The sequence below is a fragment of the Bernardetia sp. MNP-M8 genome, assembly GCF_037126285.1.
In the GTDB taxonomy this organism is placed as follows: Bacteria; Bacteroidota; Bacteroidia; order Cytophagales; family Bernardetiaceae; genus Bernardetia.
Map to the genome: position 1 here is coordinate 3,416,609 of NZ_CP147012.1, position 23,571 is coordinate 3,440,179.

The following is a 23,571-nucleotide window of genomic DNA, read 5'->3' on the forward strand; positions in this document are numbered from 1 at the left end:
ATACGCAGAATTTTAATAAAAAGTTAGAGTATAATCATTTATGCAGTTTATCTACAATCTGCTCCCAATCCAAATTTTCCCAGTTTGTTTCAATGCCTTCTTTTTTCATAATTTCATTCATAATTTGCTCTTGTTTTTTACCAGTAGCAAGTGCATACGAATACGGTAAATGACTAAAAGTAACCATTGTATATTGTGGAATCCAACGACTAGGAAACTTTTCATGTAACTTAGCTTCAATCTTTTTTCTCAACAAAAATTCTGGATCAGCCACTCTATCACGCATTTCTATAAAATTCTGAATCGCCAAATCTGCAATAGCATTTGCATTTGGAATACGTTCATCTTGAAAATCTGAAAATAAATCTTTCCAGTTGATAGAATCGTTCTCTTCAAGCTGTTTTTCCATAAACTCATTGAAATAAAAACAGTCTTCAAAACCCGAATTCATTCCTTGTCCATAAAAAGGAACAATTGCATGAGAAGCGTCACCAATCAAACAAACATTTCCTTCATACGCCCAAGGCGAACAACGAATTGTAACCAAAGAAGACGTAGGATTTTGCTTAAAATCATCTAGTAAAGTTGGCATAAGCGGGATTGTATCAGCAAAATGAGTTTCAAAAAACGCCATTATTTCTTTATCTGTATTGAGCTTTTCGAAGGCTTCTTTATTTCCTTTATCACTTTCAAAAGGCAAGAAAAGTGTACAAGTAAAACTTCCATCCGTATTAGGCAGTGCAATCAACATAAAACTATGGCGAGGCCAAATATGTAATGCGTCAGGTGCTAATTTATGACTTCCATCTTCATTGGCAGGAATATGAAGTTCTTTATAACCGTGAGGAAGATAGTATTGTGTATAATTGAAAAGAGGCATTCTTTGCATGTGTCCACGTACAGATGAAAAAGCACCATCTGCACCAATAATAACATCAGATTTTATGGTTTGTCTTTCATTATTTTTTCCATCTTCTTCATTTTCAAAAGTTGCTTTTGCTTCTTTTATATCTACATCTTCACAACGCTGATTAAAATTGAATTTTACACCATGTTCTTTTTCAGCTACATCCATCAAAACTTCATTCAAGATTGCTCTTGAAACTGAATAAATAGCTTGATTTTCTTTTCCATACGGCTGAAAAGTTAGTTCTCCATCTGTCGCATGCATCATTCGCCCACGCATAGGAAGTGCAACATCTTTGATTCTTTTTTCGATTCCTGCTTCTTTTAAAGCTCTCCAACCTCTATCACTTAAAGCCAAATTGATAGAACGCCCACCAACAGCACCAATTTTACGATAATCTGGACGACGCTCAAAAACTTCTACTTGCAGTCCTTTTTTTGCTAAAAAAATAGAAAGCAAAGAACCTACTAAACCAGCACCTACTAAAGTCACTTTTGAAGACATGTATTTTATGTGTTTTTTAGTTTTAGAAAATAATTCACAATTTAAGGAAAGATTAGTTGAAAAGTTAGTCTATGATTTAGTTTCTACTATTATTTTAACGCACTTGTTTTGTTTTTAAGAAACAATTTCATTTTCTAAAAAGATATACAATATCAAAAATGAACTAAAAAATTAAATTATGGACTTATTCAATCAATCTTTATTTCAAAACAAATTACCTTTCATTTTACCTCAAAAAAAAGGCTATTCGTATTTTTTTGATGAAAATAAAAAAACATTTATCATCACTATTCCGAATGGAAAATTGATTTTTGTGCCGAATTTTTTTGATGAGAATTTGAATAATGAATTGATGGATTATTTTTTAGAAAATGACTATAATCTAAACTGGAATAAGATAGATTGGAGAGAGTTTGAGAAAGAAAAACTACAAGAAATACATTTTAAGAATATAAATTGGACACACGACCAAATTAAAATTTTTGGAAAGTTACTTTTTGAACCTCGTTTTTCGGCTTGGTATGGAGATGAAGAGGCTGCTTATTCTTATTCTGGTCTAAAATTAAAACCTAATCCTTGGAATGAAAAATTACTATTTATAAAATCAAAAATTGAAAAGTTGATAACTTTAGAAGAAACTAAAAAAATAAAATTCAATAGTGTTTTGTTAAATTGGTATAGAGATGGACAAGATTCAATGGGTTGGCACAGTGATAATGAAAAAGAATTAGGTCAAAATCCTGTTATCGCTTCGGTTAATTTTGGTGTTCCTCGTCGCTTTTTATTGCGATAAATAACAAGTCTCATAAATTAGAGTTTTATTTAACTAATGGTTCGCTCTTGATTATGGCAGGACAAATTCAGCATTTTTGGCAACATGCTGTTCCTAAAGAATCTAAAATCAATGAGCATAGAATTAATTTGACTTTTAGAAAAATCAAGATGTAATTAAACTCAAAAAAGTTCTATAAATTATAACTTAAATTATAAAAATTTTCCAAACAGTTTTGCATATTTGTTACTAAAGTCCTATATTTAATAAATAGTTATTTATCTTACAATCGACTATTTGATTTATTATACCTTTTTGTCTATTTAATGAGAAATTATTTAACTCTTTCAATTTCTTTCTCGTTTGTTATCTCCTTTATTTTCATAATTCAATTTCTGTTTTTTATCCAAAACTATTCTTTTGCACAAGATGAATATACCAAAGATGGAAAAAAAGTGAGTGTTGAAGAGTATCTTTCTATGTCTAAAGAAAGAGAAAGTCAAGAAGACTATAGAGGAGCAAGTGATTATCTCAATAAAGCTGCACTCATAAAATGGGAGGCAAAAGAGCTACGTCCTGCCATTAATTATTTTCATCAGTCATTAGATTTTAATAGAAAGGTAAATAATAAAAGTGGAATGTATGGAATTTATAGCAATTTGGCTATGATTTATGCTGACTTGTCAAAATATGATTCTTCACTTTATTTCTTTCAAAAAACATTAGAAGGAAGGCGTAAAAACTCTGAAAATATAACTATTATTTCTTCACTCATTAATATTTCTGTTGTCTTAAATAACCTACAAAGATATGATGATTCAGCTAAGTTTTTGAAAGAAGCCCTAGAAATAGCACAAGAAGCAAATGATATAGCTCAGATGAGAAGTTGTTATGGAATGCTTGCAGAAACTTATGAAAAGGCAGGTAATGATGAACAAAAGACCTATTATTTTAATCTCTATAAAAGTTTTAATGAACTTTTACAAAAACGAAAAATAGAGAAAGTCGAAACTGATTTGGATAAAGAAAAATTAAAAGCAGAAGTTTTAGCCCTCCAAAAGGAAAAATTAGATTTAGAATTGATTAATCAAGGTTTAGAACTACGCCAAAAAACGGAGATAGTTGAAAGTCAGCAAGATAGTTTAGGTATACTTACCAATAAATACACAAAACAAGAGCTTGCTATTGAGCTTACAAGAGAAAAAGTGAATGCTGAACGTGCTGAAACAATACAACGTATTCAGGAACAAAAAGCAATTACACGAATAGCTGTTTTGATAGCCTTTTTTATTTTGATAGTTAGTGGTCTTTTGTTTTACTTTTATATTCGTACACGCCAAAAAAATAAATATTTGGCAGAGCAGAGGAATCAATTACAAGAACAAGCTATTTTGTTGGAAGAACAACAAGAACGACTAGAAAGTCAAAAGTCAATTTTGGAAAAACAAAGAGATAAATTGAAGGCAAGTAACGGAGTGAAGGATAAATTATTTTCTATTATTTCTCATGACCTACGAACGCCTTTTACATCTGTGAATGGGTATTTGACACTCATTAAGTATGGAGCTTTAAATTTAGAAGAAGTAACAACACTGGCAACAGAAGTCAAGATTTCTGTCGACCACCATTTAGAAACACTTAATAATGTTTTGGAATGGTCAAAGGCACAAATGCAAGGTTTGAGACCAACACCAGAAAAAATTAATTTGAATAAAATAGCTCAAAATCAGAAAAAATTCTTTAAATCTCTTGCAGAAAGTAAAGAAATAGAGATTATAAATGAAGTAGACACAAAAGCTAAAGTATTTGCTGACCCCAATCAGCTTGATATTATTTTGAGAAATCTAGTAGGAAATGCACTCAAATTTACTTCTAAACAAGGAAAAGTTAGTATTTCATCTATGATAAAAAATGATCTAGTAATTGTTTCTGTAACTGATACAGGAATAGGAATGAGCAAAGAAAATCTAAATAAACTCTTTAAGAAAGACAAACATTTTACCACACAAGGCACTAATAATGAAGCTGGAACAGGTTTAGGACTACTTTTATGTAAAGACTTTATAGAAGCCAATGGAGGACAAATAATTGTAGAAAGCGAAGAAGGAAAAGGAACAAGTTTTATATTTGACTTACCTCTTGCCGAACAATTACAAGAAATAAAAAGCTAACAATTGGAAAATGCGAGCATTAAAAGATAGGAATTTCAAATACAGTAACTTTATTTAGAAAAAACTATGAAAAATTCGTAATTTTGTTTGATAATTAAGTGGTTCATTATTCACTACAATATCAACTAATTCGCTAGAAAAAATGAAAGTAACTGTAGATAAAAAATTAATTGAGGATATTTCACATCTCTCTCGTTTAGAATTTTCAGAAGATGACAAAACTGCTATGGCAGATGATTTAAACGAAATTTTGGGTTGGGTTGAACAGCTTAATGAAATTGATACTGAAAATACATTGCCACTTACACATATTTCAGAAGAAGTAAACGTAATGAGAAATGATGAAATAGCAAATGTTCTTTCACATGATAAAGCACTCAAAAATGCTCCTAAAAAAGATTCAGATTATTTCAGAACACCAAAAGTTATAGAATAAGAACATTTTTGTCTTCTTGATTCAAATTTCATAAAAAAGGCTGTCTGGTTTAGACAGCCTTTTTTTATATTAAATTGAATAGTGCTTATTCTTTAACAATACGTACAGTAGTTGTTTTTTCAGAATCCGAAACTTGAAGTAAATACAAACCAGAAGCCTGTTTTTCTAAATCAATTGTGCCTTCTAAAAATGCTCCTTCTTTTGTTTTGCTCTCCTCAAAGATGATTCTGCCTGTGGCATCAAACAAACGAATGGTGTAATTTCCTTCTCTGTTTGTCCTCAAGCTATATGAAAAACGATTTGGAGTTGGATTTGGATACACCATTAGCTTTTCATTCTCAAAGAAATCTTGACTTGCTTCTGTTTTGAATAAAAGCACAAAACGTTTTACTTCATTTCCTTTTGTTGCTTCAAACTTATAATCGCCTTCTGCTTTTAAGTTATGTAACGAATCCGTCAATGAATCATACAAATAAAGCTCGTGTTTTGAATGGAAATATTTCATACTGCGAAGCGTAATTTCATACTCTCCATCTGTCAGAATATTCATCGCTAAAGGTAAACTTTGGTCGGAATCAAAACGTCCTAATCCATTGATAGCAAAATATTCCGTTTCTGCTGTTTCTGTATTTTCATTGTATGAATAAAGCGTAGGGCTTGCACTATTCATTTTGTGAAGTTTGGCTGCATCATATTTGCCATCAAAGTTAGGAGTTGCCCCTGATTCAAAATAAATTGTGGTTTCATCCAAAGAATTTCCTTTCTTGAGAGCAATTCTAATCAATCCTTCTTTCAGATTTTCAGTTTCTGTCGTCTTATAGAAACGAGTATCCGTACTCAAACGAACCCCATTATTCATATTGACAGTTCCTCCACCTAGAGTTCTGACAAAGAAACCTTGCATAGAAGCAATTTCTTTTTTACCTCCATTGTTCGAAACGCCATTGACATATTCTGCAAAAATCCCTTGATACTGATTAACTGGAATATCAATATAAACAGCATCTTCAACTCCTGTAGAAGCTAGCAAAACTAACTCCCAATCAATAGGAGATGGATATGGATTTCCAACCAAATTATAACCTTCTTGGCTAAATCCTCCTCCACTATTTGTAACAGAAATAGATTGACTTCCATTATTCAATGTTCCATTCAAATCTACCGTTACACCTGTTGAAATATTGGCTTGATAACCTCTAGTTACAGTCAAATTAGCTGTGGTAGGAACTTTGTAATTAGAAATAAATGGATTGAAATAAGCACTTGATGTTGCACCTGCATTACTTTCTTCATACTGGAAGAAAGTAGGGAAAGGACGAACAAAGGCAGGTTCGGGAGCTGTATTGTAAGCTGTCGTCAGAACTAGACTCATATCATCGCCAAACTGGGAAACAGTTGCATCAGAAAAAGGAGAACTAAATAAATGATACCCTCTTCCATCTGTGCCTCCTAAATCTGAAACAGCAGGTAAGTAGCGTTCCATAATGACAGTTCCTACAACTGTATTTGTAGGAGAATCATTGATTACTAAAGCCGTTTGAGTTGCAGAAGAAAGCAAGGCAAAATCAGTTGTTGAACCTGTAACTTCCATTTCGCCAGTAGATTCTAAATGTAAAACCTCTACAATACTCATATCGCCTGTAATAGTCAGTTTATTTCCATTTTCTACTAAAATCTGATTGATGTTTACATTTTTATAATCTGTAAAATCAGAAGTAAAAGTGAGGTTTTTATCTACGATTACATTTTCAGGATAATTTCTATTTCCTGTCGGTTTTATGGTATCATTTGCTATCGCTGCATCAACTGCTTGTTGGATAGTAGGGTAAAAAATACCTGTACGTACCAAAAGCACATCACCTCCAGAAGTATTACTTCCTTCTACTGCAAAATCATAAGCAGCTTCATCACAATCATTGTTATTTATTGTAATGGTTGCTGTTCTTGTTCCTGTTCCAGAAGGCGTAAAAGTAACATCAAAAGTAGCTGTTCCCCCTGCACTAACGGTTGCTGGAATACTACTTACTACAAAATCAGCTGTATTTGTTCCACTGGAGACAATAGAAGTAATAGTCAAAGTCTCTGTTCCAGTATTTTCAATCGTATAAGTAATAGTTCTTGATGTGACTGTGTTTCCAAAATCTGTATCATCAGAAACATTGGGGGTTACATCGCCATCTACAATAGAAACTGCATTTCCTTGCACATCGATTTCTCTAGTGCTGTTTACAGTAACTGTTTGTGTTGCTGTTTGAGTATTTCCATTACCATCATCTGCTGTCCAAGTTACGGTTGTGTTTCCAATAGGGAAAGTAGCAGGAGCATCATTTGTGAAGGTAGGTGTTCCACAATTATCACTTCCTGTTGGTGTGCCTAAAGCAACTCCAGAAGCTGTACAAAGTCCTGTATCTGTGTTTACAGTCACATTTATTGGTGCTGTAATCGTTGGATTTGTAACATCATCAAGAATTACATTTTGGTCTGCTGTCGATGTATTTCCATTCCCATCATCAAATGTCCAAGTTACAACTGTTGTTCCTTGTGCTGTGATTGGAAATGTTGTTCCTGTTGTTCCTATTACTGTTCCAACACAGTTATCTGTAGTTGTGGGTGCAGTTGGAGTAGACGAACATTCAGCAGTAATATCTGCTAATGTCGGCACTACTGGTGCTGTAACATCATCAAGAATTACATTTTGGTCTGCTGTCGATGTATTTCCATTCCCATCATCAAATGTCCAAGTTACAACTGTTGTTCCTTGGGCTGTAATTGGAAATACTGTTCCTGTTGTTCCTGTTACTGTTCCTGCACAATTATCTGTTGTTGTTGGTGCAGTTGGAGTAGACGAACATTCAGCAGTAACATCTGCTAATGTCGGCACTACTGGTGCTGTAACATCATCAAGAATTATATTTTGGTCTGCTGTCGATGTATTTCCATTACCATCATCAAATGTCCAAGTTACAACCGTTGTTCCTTGGGCAGTAATTGGAAATACTGTTCCTGTTGTTCCTGTAATTGTTCCTGCACAATTATCTGTTGTTGTTGGTGCAGTTGGGGTTACACTACATTCGGCTGTAACATCTGCTAATGTCGGCACTACTGGTGCTGTAACATCATCAAGAATTACATTTTGATCAGCAGTTACTGAATTGCCATTACCATCGTTAAATGTCCAAGTTACAACCGTTGTTCCTTGGGCAGTAATTGGAAATACTGTTCCTGTTGTTCCTATTACTGTTCCTACACAATTATCTGTTGTTGTTGGTGCAGTTGGGGTTACACTACATTCGGCTGTAACATCTGCTAATGTCGGCACTACTGGTGCTGTAACATCATCAAGAATTACATTTTGATCAGCAGTTACTGAATTGCCATTACCATCGTTAAATGTCCAAGTTACAACCGTTGTTCCTTGTGCCGTGATTGGAAATACTGTTCCTGTTGTTCCTGTAACTGTTCCTGCACAATTATCTGTTGTTGTTGGTGCAGTTGGGGTTACACTACATTCAGCAGTAACATCTGCTAAAGTTGGAATGACTGGATTTGTACCATCTGCTGTTCCTGTTCCACGAATAGAAAAATTATATGGATTTTCGTCTGTATCATTATTATCAATACTAATAGTTGCATTTCGAACGCCTATTGCAGAAGGGTCAAAAGTAACCGTAAAGGTTTCACTTCCACCTACTGCTACAGTTGTTGGAAGAGTCCCCAATGTAAAATTACCTGCATTTGCTCCTCCAATAGTAATTCCTGTAATATTCAAAACGGATGTCCCTGTATTTTGAATGGTAAAGGTTTTGACAATCGTATTTGTGCCACACTCTAAAACACTTCCAAAATTAGTGTCATCAGTTAGACTTGGCGTTACATCATCATCTACAATATCAGTTCCATTACCTTGTAGATTGATTTCTGGATTTAATGAGTTTAATGGGTTTAACACGTCTGAAAATGTCCAATAACGCTGTAAATCGTTACTTAGATATCCAAAAGAACGTGTTGGCATTGCAACTGGTATTGTATTTACGGTCTGCCAGTTTGCTGGAAGTATTCCTGTAGTAGATCGCCAAAGTTGCATTTGAGTTAAGTCTTTTCCGTTATCTAAACCTGAAAGCCAGTTGAAAGTAATCGTACGAGACACATTGTTATCACTACTCAATAACCAATGCACAGCAATACCTTCATTTGTTCCATTAAAAATAATTCCTTGTGTGTTGCCAGTATAACGTGTAAGCGAAACATTACCTAGATTAGCTCCTGCATCCAGCGATACACCTAAAAACTCTGTCAAAGTTCCTGTTCCAATAAGGCGAGGACTCATAATGGCAGTACCTATTATTCGATTTGCATTAGTTTCAATAGGATTAAGGGCAGTTGTTGTAAAAGTTACAGGAGCAACTTCACTGATAAGTTGTCCATTTGTCAAGGTCAAACTATTACTTAGTGTTACTCCATTTTGGAGTACGACGTTGTTTGCCGAGTTATTAACTACTAGCTCAAATAATTGTAAGGCAGTAGTTCCAAGAACATTTTGTGTTACTCCCCCTTCAAAGGACACAAGGGAATTGTTATTTCCTGTAAATGTTCCATTATTTAAGAGGTCATTCCGTAGTGTAAGCGTTCCATCAAGTGTTACCGAAGAGGTAGGTGTTAGGTTAGCAAAGTTTCCTCCTCTAATAAACGTACCTGCTCTCACTCTAACTTGGGCATCATTGTTCCGTGTATTTTGTCCTAAAACCACTTGAGAAGATAGCCCTAAAAGAAGCAATAAAATATATTTTTTTATCATAACATTGTTATTTTACGTAGTTCCAAAAAGAATTTTAACTAGCTAAAGGGATGATATATAAAAATCCTATCATTCCTTTTCTGCAAGTTGTTTCTTTATCTTATTGATTTCTTCTTGAAGTGTTTTGAGTGCTTTGACTTCTGATTCTAATGCTTCTATCTTAGTAGCTTGCTGCTCAATGATTGCTTGTTGTTCTTTTACTGCATTGATAAGCATGTAGTTCAATGCCGAAGCATCATAAGACAAGATATTTTCTCCAGTTAGACCACTGTTGTCATTAGAAGTCGTACTACCTTCTTTGTAATCAGCATCATTAGGGTTTTTCTTATCAGACTTGTAAACAACTTCCTCTACCATATAAGGAGCAATTTGTTGAATATCTTGGGCAATAACGCCAACAAATTCTTTTTCAAGATCATCTTTTATTGCAAACTCTTTTATATACTTAAATTTTACTGGGTTGATTGCCAAAATCTTAGAAAGACCATCTGTATAAGGAATAATGTCTTTTTTAAGTCTTCTGTCAGAAAAAGCAGCCCAAGTTCCACCACCCGTTTTATCTGCAGTACCATTAACAGAAAGAGTGGCTGTAGGATCTTCTGTGCCAATACCTACATCTCCATTTCTTTCAAAGGTCATAATAGTAGATGGAGCAACACAAGCTGTACGTAGGTAAAGGTTGTTAATAAGACCCTCATGTTCAAAAGCAAAACCACAGTAGCTAGTAGGATTGGTAGTATAAAGTGGTACGTTTTCTTCAAAAACAAGTCTTCCAGACTCTACGTTATTAAAACTTCCTAAATTACTTCCTATTTTAAAGGTGGGTTCTGCTCCTGTTACTACTAAGTCCATAGTACTACTTAAATTATCTCCCACTACCATATTTCCTCTTGTGTATATATTATCAGTAATTGAGCTAGGGTTGTTTGTACTTCCTTGAACAAAAAAATCAGCATCAGCTCCACCTGCACCAAGTTGTGTCCATGTTCCACTAAAAAACCAAAATGAATCTGTTGTAGTATCATATACCAAAAGACCTTCTGCAGGTGTAGCAATGGCATTTCGCTGTGCCGTAGTCATTCGGGGGATTAAAACTCCCTTGTTAGTTGATTTTACATCTAACATAGACGACGCATCTGCATCTGTGTTATCAGTATTGATGGCTACACCTTGAGAAAATGACTGCGTACTAAGTAGAGTAAGCAGCAAAACGAATAATAGATTATATTTTATCATAGAGTTTAAAAATTTGAGTGTGTTTTAATTATTCAGATGGAAAAACACAGGTATTGAGAAAAAATAAAGAGTTAATTATTGAATTGAATTGGTCAAAAAAGTATTTAATTTTTGATTGTAGAAAAAAATAATGAATTGTTTAAAGCAGCACTTGCGATTTATTAACTTAACAATGAAAGTACGAAGAATGATAAAAATTGTACTAAAACGAGATGTTGATTTTTTGTTGATTGCTTATAAAACAATAAATTAATTATATAAATTCTTTAAAAAAACATATAAAAAATCTCTATTTAGTAATTATTACAACTAAATAGAGATTTAAAGAGACAATGTGAAATAGTTTACTTCATTTCATTTTCTTCCTCTTGATTGTCTTTATTTCTAAAATCATAGACTTTTTTAGCTCCATAAGCTGCGCCTGCTGCCAAAAGTAGTGAAAGACCTCCATCTATAGGTGCGCCTAATGCATTAGGTGGATCAATAGGAAAACCTCCACCTTGAGCAAACAAATAGTCTACAATAAAAAATCCAATAAGGAGTAATACAATTTTTTTGAACATAATAAATAGTATTTTAATAGATGATGTTTTAGGTAAGATAAATAGCCGTAATAATACAATTAATACGGCTATTAATATCAATAATAGTGCTTATTCTTTAACAATACGTACAGTAGTTGTTTTTTCAGAATCCGAAACTTGAAGTAAATACAAGCCAGAAGCCTGTTTTTCTAAATCAATTGTGCCTTCTAAAAATGCTCCTTCTTTTGTTTTTCTTTCTTCCAAGATGATTCTGCCTGTGGCATCAAACAAACGAATGGTGTAATTTCCTTCTTTATTTGTTCTCAAGCTATATGAAAAACGATTTGGGGTGGGATTTGGATACACCATTAGCTTTTCATTCTCAAAGAAATCTTGACTTGCTTCTGTTTTGAATAAAAGCACAAAACGTTTTACTTCATTTCCTTTTGTTGCTAAAAACTTATAATCGCCTTCTGCTTTTAAGTTATGTAACGAATCTGTCAAGGAATCATACAAATAAAGCTCGTGTTTTGAATGGAAATATTTCATACTGCGAAGCGTAATTTCATACTCTCCATCTGTCAGAATATTCATGGCTAAAGGTAAACTTTGGTCGGAATCAAAACGTCCTAATCCATTGATAGCAAAATATTCCGTTTCTGCTGTTTCTGTATTTTCATTGTATGAATAAAGTGTAGGACTTGCACTATTCATTTTGTGAAGTTTGGCTGCATCATATTTGCCATCAAAGTTAGGAGTTGCCCCTGATTCAAAATAAATTGTGGTTTCATCCAAAGAATTTCCTTTCTTGAGAGCAATTCTAATCAATCCTTCTTTCAGATTTTCTGTTTCAGTCGTCTTATAGAAACGAGTATCCGTACTCAAACGAACACCATTATTCATATTGACAGTTCCTCCACCTAGAGTTCTGACAAAGAAACCTTGCATAGGAGCAATTTCTTTTTTACCTCCATTGTTCGAAACGCCATTGACATATTCTGCAAAAATTCCTTCGTATTGATTGACTGGAATATCAATATAAACAGCATCTTCAACTCCTGTAGAAGCTAGCAAAACTAACTCCCAATCAATTGGAGAGGGATACGGATTTCCAACCAAATTATAACCTTCTTGGCTAAATCCTCCTCCACTATTTGTAACAGAAATAGATTGACTTCCATTATTCAATGTTCCATTCAAATCTACGGTTACACCTGTTGAAATATTGGCTTGATAACCTCTAGTTACAGTCAAATTAGCTGTGGTAGGAACTTTGTAATTGGAAATAAATGGATTGAAATAAGCACTTGATGTTGCACCTGCATTACTTTCTTCATACTGGAAGAAAGTAGGGAAAGGACGAACAAAGGCAGGCTCTGGAGCTGTATTGTAAGCTGTCGTCAGAACTAGACTCATATCATCGCCAAACTGGGAAACAGTTGCATCAGAAAAAGGAGAACTAAATAAATGATATCCTCTTCCATCTGTGCCTCCTAAATCTGAAACAGCAGGTAAGTAGCGTTCCATAATGACAGTTCCTACAACTGTATTTGTAGGAGAATCATTGATTACTAAAGCCGTTTGAGTTGCAGAAGAAAGCAAGGCAAAATCAGTTGTTGAACCTGTAACTTCCATTTCGCCAGTAGATTCTAAATGTAAAACCTCTACAATACTCATATCACCTGTAATAGTCAGTTTATTTCCATTTTCTACAAGAATCTGATTGATGTTTACATTTTTATAATCTGTAAAATCAGAAGTAAAAGTGAGATTTTTATCTACGATTACATTTTCAGGATAATTTCTATTTCCTGTCGGTTTTATGGTATCATTTGCTATCGCTGCATCAACTGCCCATTGAATGGTTGAATAATAAATGCCTGTACGAACTAAAAGTACATCACCAGATGAATTATTAGCTCCTTCTACTACAAAATCATAAGCAGCTTCATCACAATCGTTATTATTTATAGTAATAGTTGCTGTATTTGTTCCTGTTGAAATGGCGGTAAAAGTAACATCAAAAGTAGCACTTCCACCTGCTGAAACAGAAGTAGGAATAGAACTGACTGTAAAATCAGTTGTATTACTTGAAGTGATTGAAGAAATCGTAATTGCTTCTGTTCCAGTATTCTCAATCGTATAAGTAATAGTTCTTGAGATAGCTGTATTGCCAAAATCTGTATCATCAGAAACATTGGGGGTTACATCGCCATCTACAATAGAAACTGCATTTCCTAAAACATTGATTTCTCTTGTGCTAATTACAGTAACGGTTTGTGTTGCTGTTTGAGTATTTCCATTACCATCATCTGCTGTCCAAGTGACTGTGGTTACTCCAATAGGGAAAGTAGCAGGAGCATCATTTGTGAAGGTAGGTGTTCCACAATTATCACTTCCTGTTGGTGTGCCTAAAGCAACTCCAGAAGCTGTACAAAGTCCTGTATCTGTGTTTACAGTCACATTTATTGGTGCTGTAATTGTTGGATTTGTAACATCATCAAGAATTACATTTTGGTCTGCTGTCGATGTATTTCCATTACCATCATCAAATGTCCAAGTTACAACCGTTGTTCCTTGGGCAGTAATTGGAAATACTGTTCCTGTTGTTCCTGTTACTGTTCCTGCACAATTATCTGTTGTTGTTGGTGCAGTTGGGGTTACACTACATTCAGCAGTAACATCTGCTAATGTCGGCACTACTGGTGCTGTAACATCATCAAGAATTACATTTTGGTCTGCTGTCGATGTATTTCCATTCCCATCATCAAATGTCCAAGTTACAACTGTTGTTCCTTGGGCTGTAATTGGAAATACTGTTCCTGTTGTTCCTGTTACTGTTCCTGCACAATTATCTGTTGTTGTTGGTGCAGTTGGAGTAGACGAACATTCAGCAGTAACATCTGCTAATGTCGGCACTACTGGTGCTGTAACATCATCAAGAATTACATTTTGATCAGCAGTTACTGAATTGCCATTACCATCGTTAAATGTCCAAGTTACAACCGTTGTTCCTTGTGCCGTGATTGGAAATACTGTTCCTGTTGTTCCTGTAATTGTTCCAACACAGTTATCTGTAGTTGTGGGTGCAATTGGAGTAGACGAACATTCAGCAGTAACATCTGCTAATGTCGGCACTACTGGTGCTGTAACATCATCAAGAATTACATTTTGATCAGCTGTGACACTATTGCCATTACCATCGTTAAATGTCCAAGTTACAACCGTTGTTCCTTGGGCTGTAATTGGAAATACTGTTCCTGTTGTTCCTGTAACTGTTCCTGCACAATTATCAGTTGTGGTTGGTGCTGTTGGAGTTGAAGTACACTCTTCATTGATATCAGCTAAAACTGGAATTACTGGATCAGTAGTATCATCAATAATTACATTTTGGTCGGCTGTAACAGAATTGCCATTTCCATCATTAAATGTCCAAGTTACTACTGTTGTGCCTTGTGCTGTGATGGGAAATGTTGTCCCTGTCGTTCCTGTGATTGTTCCTGCACAATTATCTGTTGTGGTTGGTGCTGTTGGAGTTGAAGTACACTCTTCATTGATATCAGCTAAAACTGGAATTACTGGATCAGTAGTATCATCAATAATTACATTTTGGTCGGCTGTAACAGAATTGCCATTTCCATCATCAAATGTCCAAGTTACTACTGTTGTGCCTTGTGCTGTGATGGGAAATGTTGTCCCTGTCGTTCCTGTGATTGTTCCTGCACAATTATCAGTTGTGGTTGGTGCTGTTGGAGTTGAAGTACATTCTTCATTGATATCAGCCAAAACTGGAATTACTGGGTCAATATTATCTGCTGTACCATTTCCATTAATAGCAAAGGTATAAGCATTTTCATCTGAATCGTCGTTAGTTACTGTAACTAAAGCTACTCTATTTCCTATTGCAGAAGGATTGAAAGTAACTGTAAAAGTTTGTGTTCCTGTTGTAGCTGCTACCGTTGCAGGGAAAGCAGGAAGCCCACTTAAAGTAAAATCAGCAGCATTTGTGCCTGTAACAGTAATATTACTTACTGTTAAGGCTGCTCCACCTGTATTTTGAATAGTGTATGTCTTAGCAAGACTATTCGTTCCACATTCAGCTACATCTCCAAAATCTGTATCATTGGTTAGACTTGTAGTTCCTGCACCACTTACAATATTATTTCCATTTCCTTGTAGATTGATTTCTGGGGATGTACTTACTAAATCATAAAATACAGTAGCATTGATATTCCTCACAGTAAGAGTAAGACCAAAGGGATAAGATTTCCCCACTCCTTCATAAATAGTCATATCTGCATTACTAGCTAACACATTTCCTACTGCTGTTCCATCTGTATATGATGTTCCTCCTCCAAAAGTATTTGTTATGTAAAAACTATAACGTTGCCCTGCAGGTATAGTAATATTGATAGGTATAGGTAATTGAGTAGGAATGTTATTTCCTGCTGATGTTATCCCTGTTGCACTTCCTAGAAGAGTCCATGCTGCTGCATTAGTTTCAAAACCAACATGAGTACCGACTTTATAATAAATTTCATAATCGGCTGTAGTTCCTGGGTATAAATTTGCAGCAAAACAACGAATGGTAATTGCATTGGTTGCTTCCACATCAAACATAGCCCCTCTCTGACCATTGTTGGTATTATATGGTGTGGCAAAATTATTTGAAGATGGACATTGTGCATAAGATAAAGAAGGTAATCCTATTAATAAGGATATAAATAGTAAAAGGTAATTTAGATTCTTCATAGATTTTGTATTTAAAAGTTAGATTAGACAGATATGTCTTACAATTAATTAACAATGAAAATACAAAGAGCAGTAGAAATTGTACTAAAACGAGATGTTGATTTTTTGTTGATTGCTTATAAAACAACAAATTAATTATACATATTCTTTAAAATATGACACAAAAATCATCTACTATCATCCAAACAACTTTTCAAAATCTGATTTTCAATAAAAATTACATAGCTTTGAAATGTAGATATTTTTGTAGTTCTATTTCAGTTTGATTATCAATTTTTCTAAAGTGTTAAGGGATTGGATACATAATTTTACTTGAAAAAAAGCCTTTTTTTGCCTACCTTTATGTTTTTCGAAATGATTTAGAAATCTAGATCAACTTTTTAAACCAAAACCCTACTCAATGTCTATTTCAATAAAAAAGCTCACTCCAAGTTCTACTTTTGATACTTCTCTTTTAGAAGAAATAAATGAATTTCTTTTTAAACATTTAGAACAATATGGCGATCCAAAAGCTGATATCAGAAAGGCTATGGATTATTCACTATCAAAAGAAACTGGAAAAGGAGGATATATTTTTTATGCAGTTGAAAATGAAGAAGGCAAAGAAAAAATTGTTGGTGCAACTGTCATCAATGAAACAGGCATGAAAGATTATATTCCAGAAAATATCTTAGTTTATATTGCTGTTGATGGTTCGCAGCGTGGAAAGGGAATTGGTAAAAAAATAATGCAAGAAGCAATGAACAGTGTAAATGGCTCAGTTGCTCTTCATGTAGAACCTGATAATCCAGCCAAAAAACTCTATGAAAAACTAGGATTTACAAATAAGTATTTAGAGATGCGTTGGCAACAATAAATTTAGAAGTTAGATTGCTGAAGTTAGAAGTGAAGACAGAATAAAAATCAAATCTTGTATTTTCATTCTCTTGATTTTCCTCTTCTTCTCTGTGGTTAAAATGTATTTCAATTCTCACTTCTAAACTCTAAATTCTAATTTTGTTACCTACTCGCCAACAACTTCATAAAATAGCCGAACTTTCCAATCAAGAATACAAAACAGCTAAGTTTGTAGTTGATTTTCTTACAACTTGTAATCCGACCTCTATCCATCAAAATATAGGAAATACAGGAATTATAGCAATTTGGGAAAGTGAAAATTTTGATACAACTAAACACAAAACGATTGCTTTTCGTGCCGAATTGGATGCTTTACCTATTCCAGAACCAAATAATTTTGATTATAAATCAGAACATCAAGGAGTTTCGCATAAATGTGGACACGATGGACACATGACTATTTTGCTAGGAGTTGCTCAGTATCTGAAAGAAAATTTTGATACACTAATTCAGCAAAAAAATAAAAGAATAATCTTACTTTTTCAGCCCGCCGAAGAAACAGGAGAAGGAGCTTTACAAATGCTTGAAGATAAGCAACTACAAAAACTACATTTCAAAATTGATTATTTCTTTGCTCTTCACAATATTCCTTCTTACGAAAAAAAACTAATTGTTTGTAGAGAAAAAACCTTTGCAGCAGCTTCTACAGGAATAATTGTAGAATTTGAAGGCTTGATTTCACATGCAGCCGAACCTCAGAATGGAAAAAACCCTGCTTTAGCATTAAGCGAACTAACTACTTTTCTTTATTTTTTATCAGAGAATATTATCAAAGAAAAAGAAAATAAAGATTTTGTGTTGGTAACTGTTGTAGATGCTATTTTAGGAGAAACCTCAAGAAAATCATTGGATGATATTGCCTTTGGTGTTTCGCCTGCAAAGGCTCGTGTTTGTGCTACTCTTCGCAGTTATTTAGATGAAGACTTACAGCTTCTTTCTCAGAAAACAGAACAAAAAGCCCAAGAATTAGCTAATAAGCATGATTTAAAACTCAAAATCAGTTATTCAGAGAAATTTGCAGCTACTACCAATACACCAAAAAGCGTAGAGCTTATTAAAAAAGCAGCTAAAAAACTAGATTTAAAGTATCAAAACAAAGAAAAACCATTTAGTTGGTCTGAAGATTTCGGACAATTTACGCAGCATTTTGAAGGAGCTATGTTTGGATTAGGTTCTGGAACGAATACACCAGAACTTCATCATTCAAATTATGATTTTCCTGATGATATTACTCAAACTGGAATAGATATGTTTGTAGAATTAATCCAAAGTTAGAGGTATAAAATGTAATAGCCTATTTTTTGTCTTCTGAATTTAATTTAATTTCGTACATTTCAATTTCAAAATTATATACTTTAAAAATTGACATGAAAAATCCTGTTGTTCGATTTGTGATTTTATTTGTAGCTATTTATGGAAGTTGGTATTTATTGTATGAACTTTGGCTGGCAGAAAACACTCCAATTGATACAATTTTGATAGAATGGGTAGGACAAAGCAGCACAAAACTATTAACATGGTTGGGATTTGAAGCCTCTTATCAGTCAATGGCTCACACGGTTTATCTCAATTCTTTGGCTTGTGTTTCAGTAGGTGCGCCCTGCAATGGACTGGCTCTTTTTGCTCTTTTTGCTTCTTTTATTTTGGCTACTCCTGTTTCTGTGAAGCCCAAACTTTTATTTATTCCTTTGGGAATTGTCGTTATTTTTCTTCTCAATGTAATTCGTATTTCTGCTCTTACTCTCAACTTCAAATATTATCCTGAAAGTGTAGATTTTAATCATCATTATGTATTTACGTTTATTGTGTATGGTATTACTTTTTGGATTTGGATGATTTGGGTAAATAAATTTATGATTCCAAGTTTGAAAACAAAATCTTAATTCCATTGCAAAAAAAACTGTTTTACCTTTTACGTATTTTTGGAATAATTCTGCTTTTTTTAGGATGGTTTTTTTTAGGAATGAGCCGTATGAAATTAGCAAGTTTTATTTCTGATACTTTCTCTTATCTTCCTTATATTTCTGTTTTGGATACAGGAATAGTAAGTTTATTGTTTGTTCTTCTCAATGGATGGATTATTTGGTTGGCTTTTCTTTCTGTTCCAATTGTCAAAAAAACCATGATTATTCATTGTTTGATTTATATACTTGTTGTCACCCTAACGCTAATTTATAAATTCTTTGAGACAAAATTTTTATTTAATCTATCTGAAAATTTACTTCGGTTTTATTTTTCTCCTCTTATTCCTCTCTTTTGTACTCTAGTTTTTTATATTTCAAAGAAATTAGAGTCTTAAAAAAAAAGTTCTCTGACAATTTTTGTACTATGTCGTTGGTGTACTCACCGACGATCATCAATATTCTGCAAAAATTGTCAAACAACCAAAAGAAATCATTCACAGAAAAATACTAACTTTTTCCTGTGAATGAATCTTGTTTCTTTGTCGTTTCCGTTTTCTATTCCTCTTTATCTAAGTCTCTTTGACGTATTTTTTTACCTACCAAAATGCTTAATCCTAATACTAAGACGAGTAAAATAGCTATTCCATTGATTCCATATTTTTCCCATGTTATTTCATTTTTACTTCTCAAACTATTACTCTCTTCATTAATTCTATCATAAAAAGAACCTAAATCAGCATTTCCAATAGAAGCATTTTTTCTACTTTCTCCTGTTACACTCAATGTTATATTTGACGAAAGTGTGTCATAATTGCCCTTTTTGGTATTGAAGAATATATAACTAAAATAATCCTTCATTGGATAAAGCCCTGGTTCATTTGGAATGATATAATAATTAAAATCCTTCGTGCCATAAACAGCATTATTATTTCTTCGTAGCATTTCAGAAATAGTAGGTTCATAAAAATCAAAATTTGCTGTCTTTGGAAGCTGTGGTTTTTCGATAACAGACAAATTACCTTCTCCTTCAATTCTAAATTGATACTGTACACTTTGTCCTGTTTTCAAGTCTTTACTTCCTACTTGTTCCTTTAAGATATAATTTCCTACTGGCACTTGGTCTTTGAGTGGGTGTGGAGGTAATTCTTTAACAGTAATGGAAATAGGTTCACTATAATAGGTTTTGATATTCTCTTTCATCTGATTAAAAATACTTTGGGAATTGACAGCAACATCATATTTTACCATTTTGAAAGGAATAGCAGGAATAGATATTTTTTGAGGACTTAAAGAATAAAAAACAGCTTGATACACTTTATACTGGCGATAATCTTTACCTCTTATTTTGACCATTTCTGGGACAGGCTGAATAATATTAAAATTCTCTTCAAGGGCATTCTTTGGTCTTATTTGTTTTAATATTTCGGCTTTCTGTTCTCCTAATTCATAAAAATTAAGCGTTGCACGATTTGAAACGGCTACATAAAAAGACATAGTAATTGTAAATCCTTCTCCTGTATATGGGTTTTGTTTGTTTGTTGTGATAGCAAAAAAAGCATCATCTTTTACTGAAATATATTCTGTATTTTCAGTTTTGCCCCAAAAGCTATCAAATGGATTTGTAGTGGTAGACTTGCCTTTTACATCAATGCTTGCACCTGCATGGCGTACTTTTTCACCATTAACAGTCATATCAAAAGGACGTAAAAAATACGTTCCCTGCCTAGAAGCTCGGTAGCGTTGTGTAACAGCTTGGGTTTTGGAAACCTGACCATTTACAAAGTTTATTGACTGTGAAGTATATATTTCAGCTTTATCCATTCCATTTATTTTAGGAAATTCAGAGTATTTTTTTAATTCTCCATCTTTTACTGTGACTGTAACTTCAAAATCTTCATTCAAACCAATGGTTGTAGTTCCTACTTGAAGGGTTATTTCTTGGCAAAAAGCTGTTTGGGGAGCTATAATTACCACAAAAATTACAAACCAAAATATTTTCCAATTCAATCTGTTGATAATCAATTTATTCATAGTTACTTTATTAATTATTTTATTTATACTGCTCTTCTAATAATAGAAAAATTATATCTCCTTTACTAAAACAAGCATTTTCTTATTTTTCAAATGTAAAACAGGGTTGAAACCCTGTTTTACATTTATAATTCTGCCATTGTCAGTGTCCTCACCGACGATAGTAAAACACAAGCAAACTTTTCTGAACACTTACAAATTTTACTAAAATAGTATGTTTTTATTTTATACAGATTAGAACATCTTTTATTCTATGCAATTTGAGTTAAGTAATTACAAATAACTCTTTTTTTTATGGAAAAAGAAAGTTTGTAGATTTAGAATTTAGAAATATTATAATCTATAAAAAAACACCTATTAGAAGAAAAAATCTAACAGGTGTTTTCTTAATTGTTTTCTTCTATATTCTAGTAATGATACTAAAGATATTTTTAGCGAATTCCCAAATTTTGGTGCATTTCTAAAATAAAGTAACGCACAACAGCACGAATAGCATCTTTTTGAGAATCAGAAGAAACATTATGTTTTCTTAAAAAATCATCTGAAAAAGATTTATCTCTATTAACAGTCATATAACCCGTACAGACGGCATTCTCTAACTTGTTAGTGCTTGGTTTACATATTACTCTAAAAAAGTCTGTTTTGCTTTGTTTCCAGCCGTAAGTCTGATATTTTGCTCCAAAAATAGTAACATTATATCCTTCTACATCTCCAGACTCACTTCCTCCTTTTACCATTTTTTCTACTTCAAGATTTGTACTATATGCGTTATTGGACTTATTATTTTTAATAGATTTTATTTCCATCAAAAAACGATCTGAATCTCCAAAACGCTTTACTTCATAAAAATACTGAGTGCGAGTTTTGCTCACATCAACAATTCCTGTAAACCAACTTTCACTATTACCTTTCAAGCCGACTGCCCATTCTCTTCCCTCAGGTGCAAGCCAAGAATATCTAGGAACAGTTTTATTGAGTTCTTCAATCTGTTTGATGGTAGGAGAGTTTCCATAAATATCTTCTAAAACTTTTACTTTAGCACGCTTCAAAAGAGCATTTTTGCGTATTTCTTGTTTGACAGGTTTTCTTGACCAACGATTTTTTGGAGCAGCAGGTTCTGGGTCTAAATCATCTCTCTTAGACAAGTTTTCTATAAATTTTCTACCTTCTTCTAAATTATAAAAAGTTACGTTTTCTAAACGTTCTTTTTCATATTCATAAACTAAGTCTTCTTGTACAAGACCTTTTAAGTCTAATCGTTGTTGAATAAGACTATCCAAATAAGGCTTTGCTAATGGTTCAAAAAATTTATCCTTTTCTAAAGCATTCTTAAAACTATAAAGTTCAGAAGGAGTATCTGCTTTATCAAAAATATCATCTACTTGCTCCAAAAGAGTTTGTTTGTACTTTTCTACATTTGCAGGTGTCAAAAACTCTATATTTTCAGGTGTAGTAATAGCATTTTTTATTGCAACTAAAGGACGAATATCACCTTGATAATGCTGATAATATTGAGGCATTTCTAAAGGAATATCAATAAACATTGGACGTTCGGTAGTAAGTTTTCCAAGTCCTGTAAGAGTTTCTAACTGTGTTGAAATTTCTTTATATTCATCGATAGCATTATCCATATAAGGAAACTGTTCTTCACTAAAATTTTGATTTTTAAGGGCGTATAGTTTACGAAAAGCAATGACATGCTCTTTTCCTTCTTGCACAAGGGCTAATAAATAAGTAGCCTTTAACTGATGTTCTTTATTGGCAAATTTAGGAACTACGAAGTTACGGAGTAGTCTTTCAGTTTCTTCTTTTACCTCTTGAGGCTTTTCTGCTTGATGAACAAGGTAATTAGCATACTCTAATTTGGCAAGTTCACTCTCATCCTCTGCAAAACGCTTCATTACTTGATGTGCTTTATTTTTCTGATAAGCAAAAGGCATCTCATTTATAAAATCACTACGACGATTTCTGAAAAATTGCCATTTTGCTTTCATGTAATTTACATTTTGGCTGTATCTTGCGCTATCTGTACTAGCAGCTTTATCTAAAAACTGCATACCTGTTGTATAGTCAATCTCAAACTCTAAGAAGTAACGTCCTAACAAAAACTGACTTTCTGCACTTGCTTCTGTTTTGGTAGCTTCTTTATACGTATCAAAAATATCCATCAGATAAAGATCTGTATTGTCTTGGTAATACATGTGCAAATCCATACTATCAGCTACTACATCTAACCATTTTCTAGCTGCATCTAAATTTCTAGGAATATCTTCATTTCCAGTCATATAAATTTCAAAAAGCTCTCTAGCAGCAGGAACTTTCTGTGTCGAACTTGTAGCCATAGCTTGAGAATACCATTTTACAGCATTTTTGTAGTCTCTATACTCTCCACTTGTAAACATATCGCCCTTAAAAGCATTTGCAATTTTGAGCATAGCAGTAGAGTTTCCTGCTTTTGCTTGTTTTTTATAGACCTTATAAGTCTCTTTAGAAATAGTTTGGGGAGCAGAACCACAACTTGTCATCAAAAAAGATACTAGAAAAACTGAGAAAAAGAGCAGTAAAAGAGTTATATTTTTTTTTATATTTTTCATGAGAACTGACATAATAATATTTAGGGATAGGAAAAAATGAGCTAAAAA

The 23,571-nt window shown here is 33.3% G+C and carries 15 protein-coding genes; 8 read left to right on the plus strand and 7 right to left on the minus strand.

All coding sequences use genetic code 11. The annotated features are described in order from the left end of the window. Positions 1–34: 34 nt before the first annotated feature. Positions 35–1,411 carry an NAD(P)/FAD-dependent oxidoreductase gene (locus tag V9L04_RS13970; RefSeq protein WP_338790431.1) on the minus strand — a complete coding sequence of 459 codons (1,377 nt, stop codon included), beginning with the start codon at positions 1,409–1,411 and terminating at the stop codon, positions 35–37. 178 nt (positions 1,412–1,589) lie between these two features. Between V9L04_RS13970 and V9L04_RS13975 the strand changes: the two genes are divergently transcribed. The 4 genes from V9L04_RS13975 to gatC all read left to right on the plus strand — a co-directional run bounded on the left by V9L04_RS13975 (position 1,590) and on the right by gatC (position 4,790). Then, positions 1,590–2,204: an alpha-ketoglutarate-dependent dioxygenase AlkB gene (locus V9L04_RS13975; protein ID WP_338790432.1), complete on the plus strand. Its 615-nt coding sequence runs from the start codon at positions 1,590–1,592 to the stop codon at positions 2,202–2,204. Between the two features lie 53 nt (positions 2,205–2,257). Then, on the plus strand, positions 2,258–2,359 hold the full coding sequence (locus tag V9L04_RS13980) for a hypothetical protein (protein ID WP_338790433.1): 102 nt from the start codon (positions 2,258–2,260) through the stop codon (positions 2,357–2,359). A gap of 150 nt (positions 2,360–2,509) precedes the next feature. Beyond that, positions 2,510–4,354, plus strand: a complete 1,845-nt coding sequence (locus tag V9L04_RS13985; protein ID WP_338790434.1) for an ATP-binding protein — start codon at positions 2,510–2,512, stop codon at positions 4,352–4,354. A gap of 142 nt (positions 4,355–4,496) precedes the next feature. Further along, positions 4,497–4,790, plus strand: a complete 294-nt coding sequence (gene gatC / locus V9L04_RS13990) for an Asp-tRNA(Asn)/Glu-tRNA(Gln) amidotransferase subunit GatC (RefSeq protein ID WP_338790436.1) — start codon at positions 4,497–4,499, stop codon at positions 4,788–4,790. Between the two features lie 85 nt (positions 4,791–4,875). Here the strand turns inward: gatC and V9L04_RS13995 are convergent, their stop codons facing one another. The 4 genes from V9L04_RS13995 to V9L04_RS14010 all read right to left on the minus strand — a co-directional run bounded on the left by V9L04_RS13995 (position 4,876) and on the right by V9L04_RS14010 (position 16,097). Beyond that, entirely contained in the window at positions 4,876–9,585 is a 4,710-nt protein-coding gene (locus tag V9L04_RS13995; RefSeq protein ID WP_338790437.1) for a choice-of-anchor D domain-containing protein, read from the minus strand. A gap of 69 nt (positions 9,586–9,654) precedes the next feature. Further along, the gene (locus V9L04_RS14000; protein ID WP_338790438.1) at positions 9,655–10,821 is read right to left on the minus strand and encodes a tail fiber domain-containing protein; all 1,167 of its coding nucleotides are present in this window, start codon (positions 10,819–10,821) and stop codon (positions 9,655–9,657) included. A gap of 344 nt (positions 10,822–11,165) precedes the next feature. Continuing rightward, positions 11,166–11,384 (minus strand): hypothetical protein, encoded by a 219-nt coding sequence (locus tag V9L04_RS14005; RefSeq protein ID WP_338790439.1) that lies wholly within the window; start codon positions 11,382–11,384, stop codon positions 11,166–11,168. A gap of 90 nt (positions 11,385–11,474) precedes the next feature. After that, entirely contained in the window at positions 11,475–16,097 is a 4,623-nt protein-coding gene (locus tag V9L04_RS14010; RefSeq protein ID WP_338790441.1) for a choice-of-anchor D domain-containing protein, read from the minus strand. A gap of 400 nt (positions 16,098–16,497) precedes the next feature. Here V9L04_RS14010 and V9L04_RS14015 point away from each other — a divergent pair, with 400 nt between their 5' ends. The 4 genes from V9L04_RS14015 (at position 16,498) to V9L04_RS14030 (ending at position 19,293) form a co-directional block, all read left to right on the plus strand. Beyond that, a complete protein-coding gene (locus tag V9L04_RS14015) occupies positions 16,498–16,953 on the plus strand; it encodes a GNAT family N-acetyltransferase (protein ID WP_338790442.1) in 456 nt (151 codons plus the stop codon). Positions 16,954–17,093: 140 nt separating this feature from the next. Beyond that, positions 17,094–18,269, plus strand: a complete 1,176-nt coding sequence (locus V9L04_RS14020) for an amidohydrolase (protein ID WP_338790443.1) — start codon at positions 17,094–17,096, stop codon at positions 18,267–18,269. Between the two features lie 92 nt (positions 18,270–18,361). Then, positions 18,362–18,877, plus strand: a complete 516-nt coding sequence (gene xrtF, locus V9L04_RS14025) for an exosortase family protein XrtF (RefSeq protein WP_338790445.1) — start codon at positions 18,362–18,364, stop codon at positions 18,875–18,877. Positions 18,878–18,882: 5 nt separating this feature from the next. After that, entirely contained in the window at positions 18,883–19,293 is a 411-nt protein-coding gene (locus tag V9L04_RS14030) for a hypothetical protein (RefSeq protein ID WP_338790446.1), read from the plus strand. A 160-nt stretch (positions 19,294–19,453) separates the two neighbouring features. Here the strand turns inward: V9L04_RS14030 and V9L04_RS14035 are convergent, their stop codons facing one another. After that, entirely contained in the window at positions 19,454–20,929 is a 1,476-nt protein-coding gene (locus V9L04_RS14035; RefSeq protein ID WP_338790447.1) for a BatD family protein, read from the minus strand. A 431-nt stretch (positions 20,930–21,360) separates the two neighbouring features. Then, entirely contained in the window at positions 21,361–23,523 is a 2,163-nt protein-coding gene (locus V9L04_RS14040) for a hypothetical protein (RefSeq protein ID WP_338790448.1), read from the minus strand. Positions 23,524–23,571: the final 48 nt, after the last annotated feature.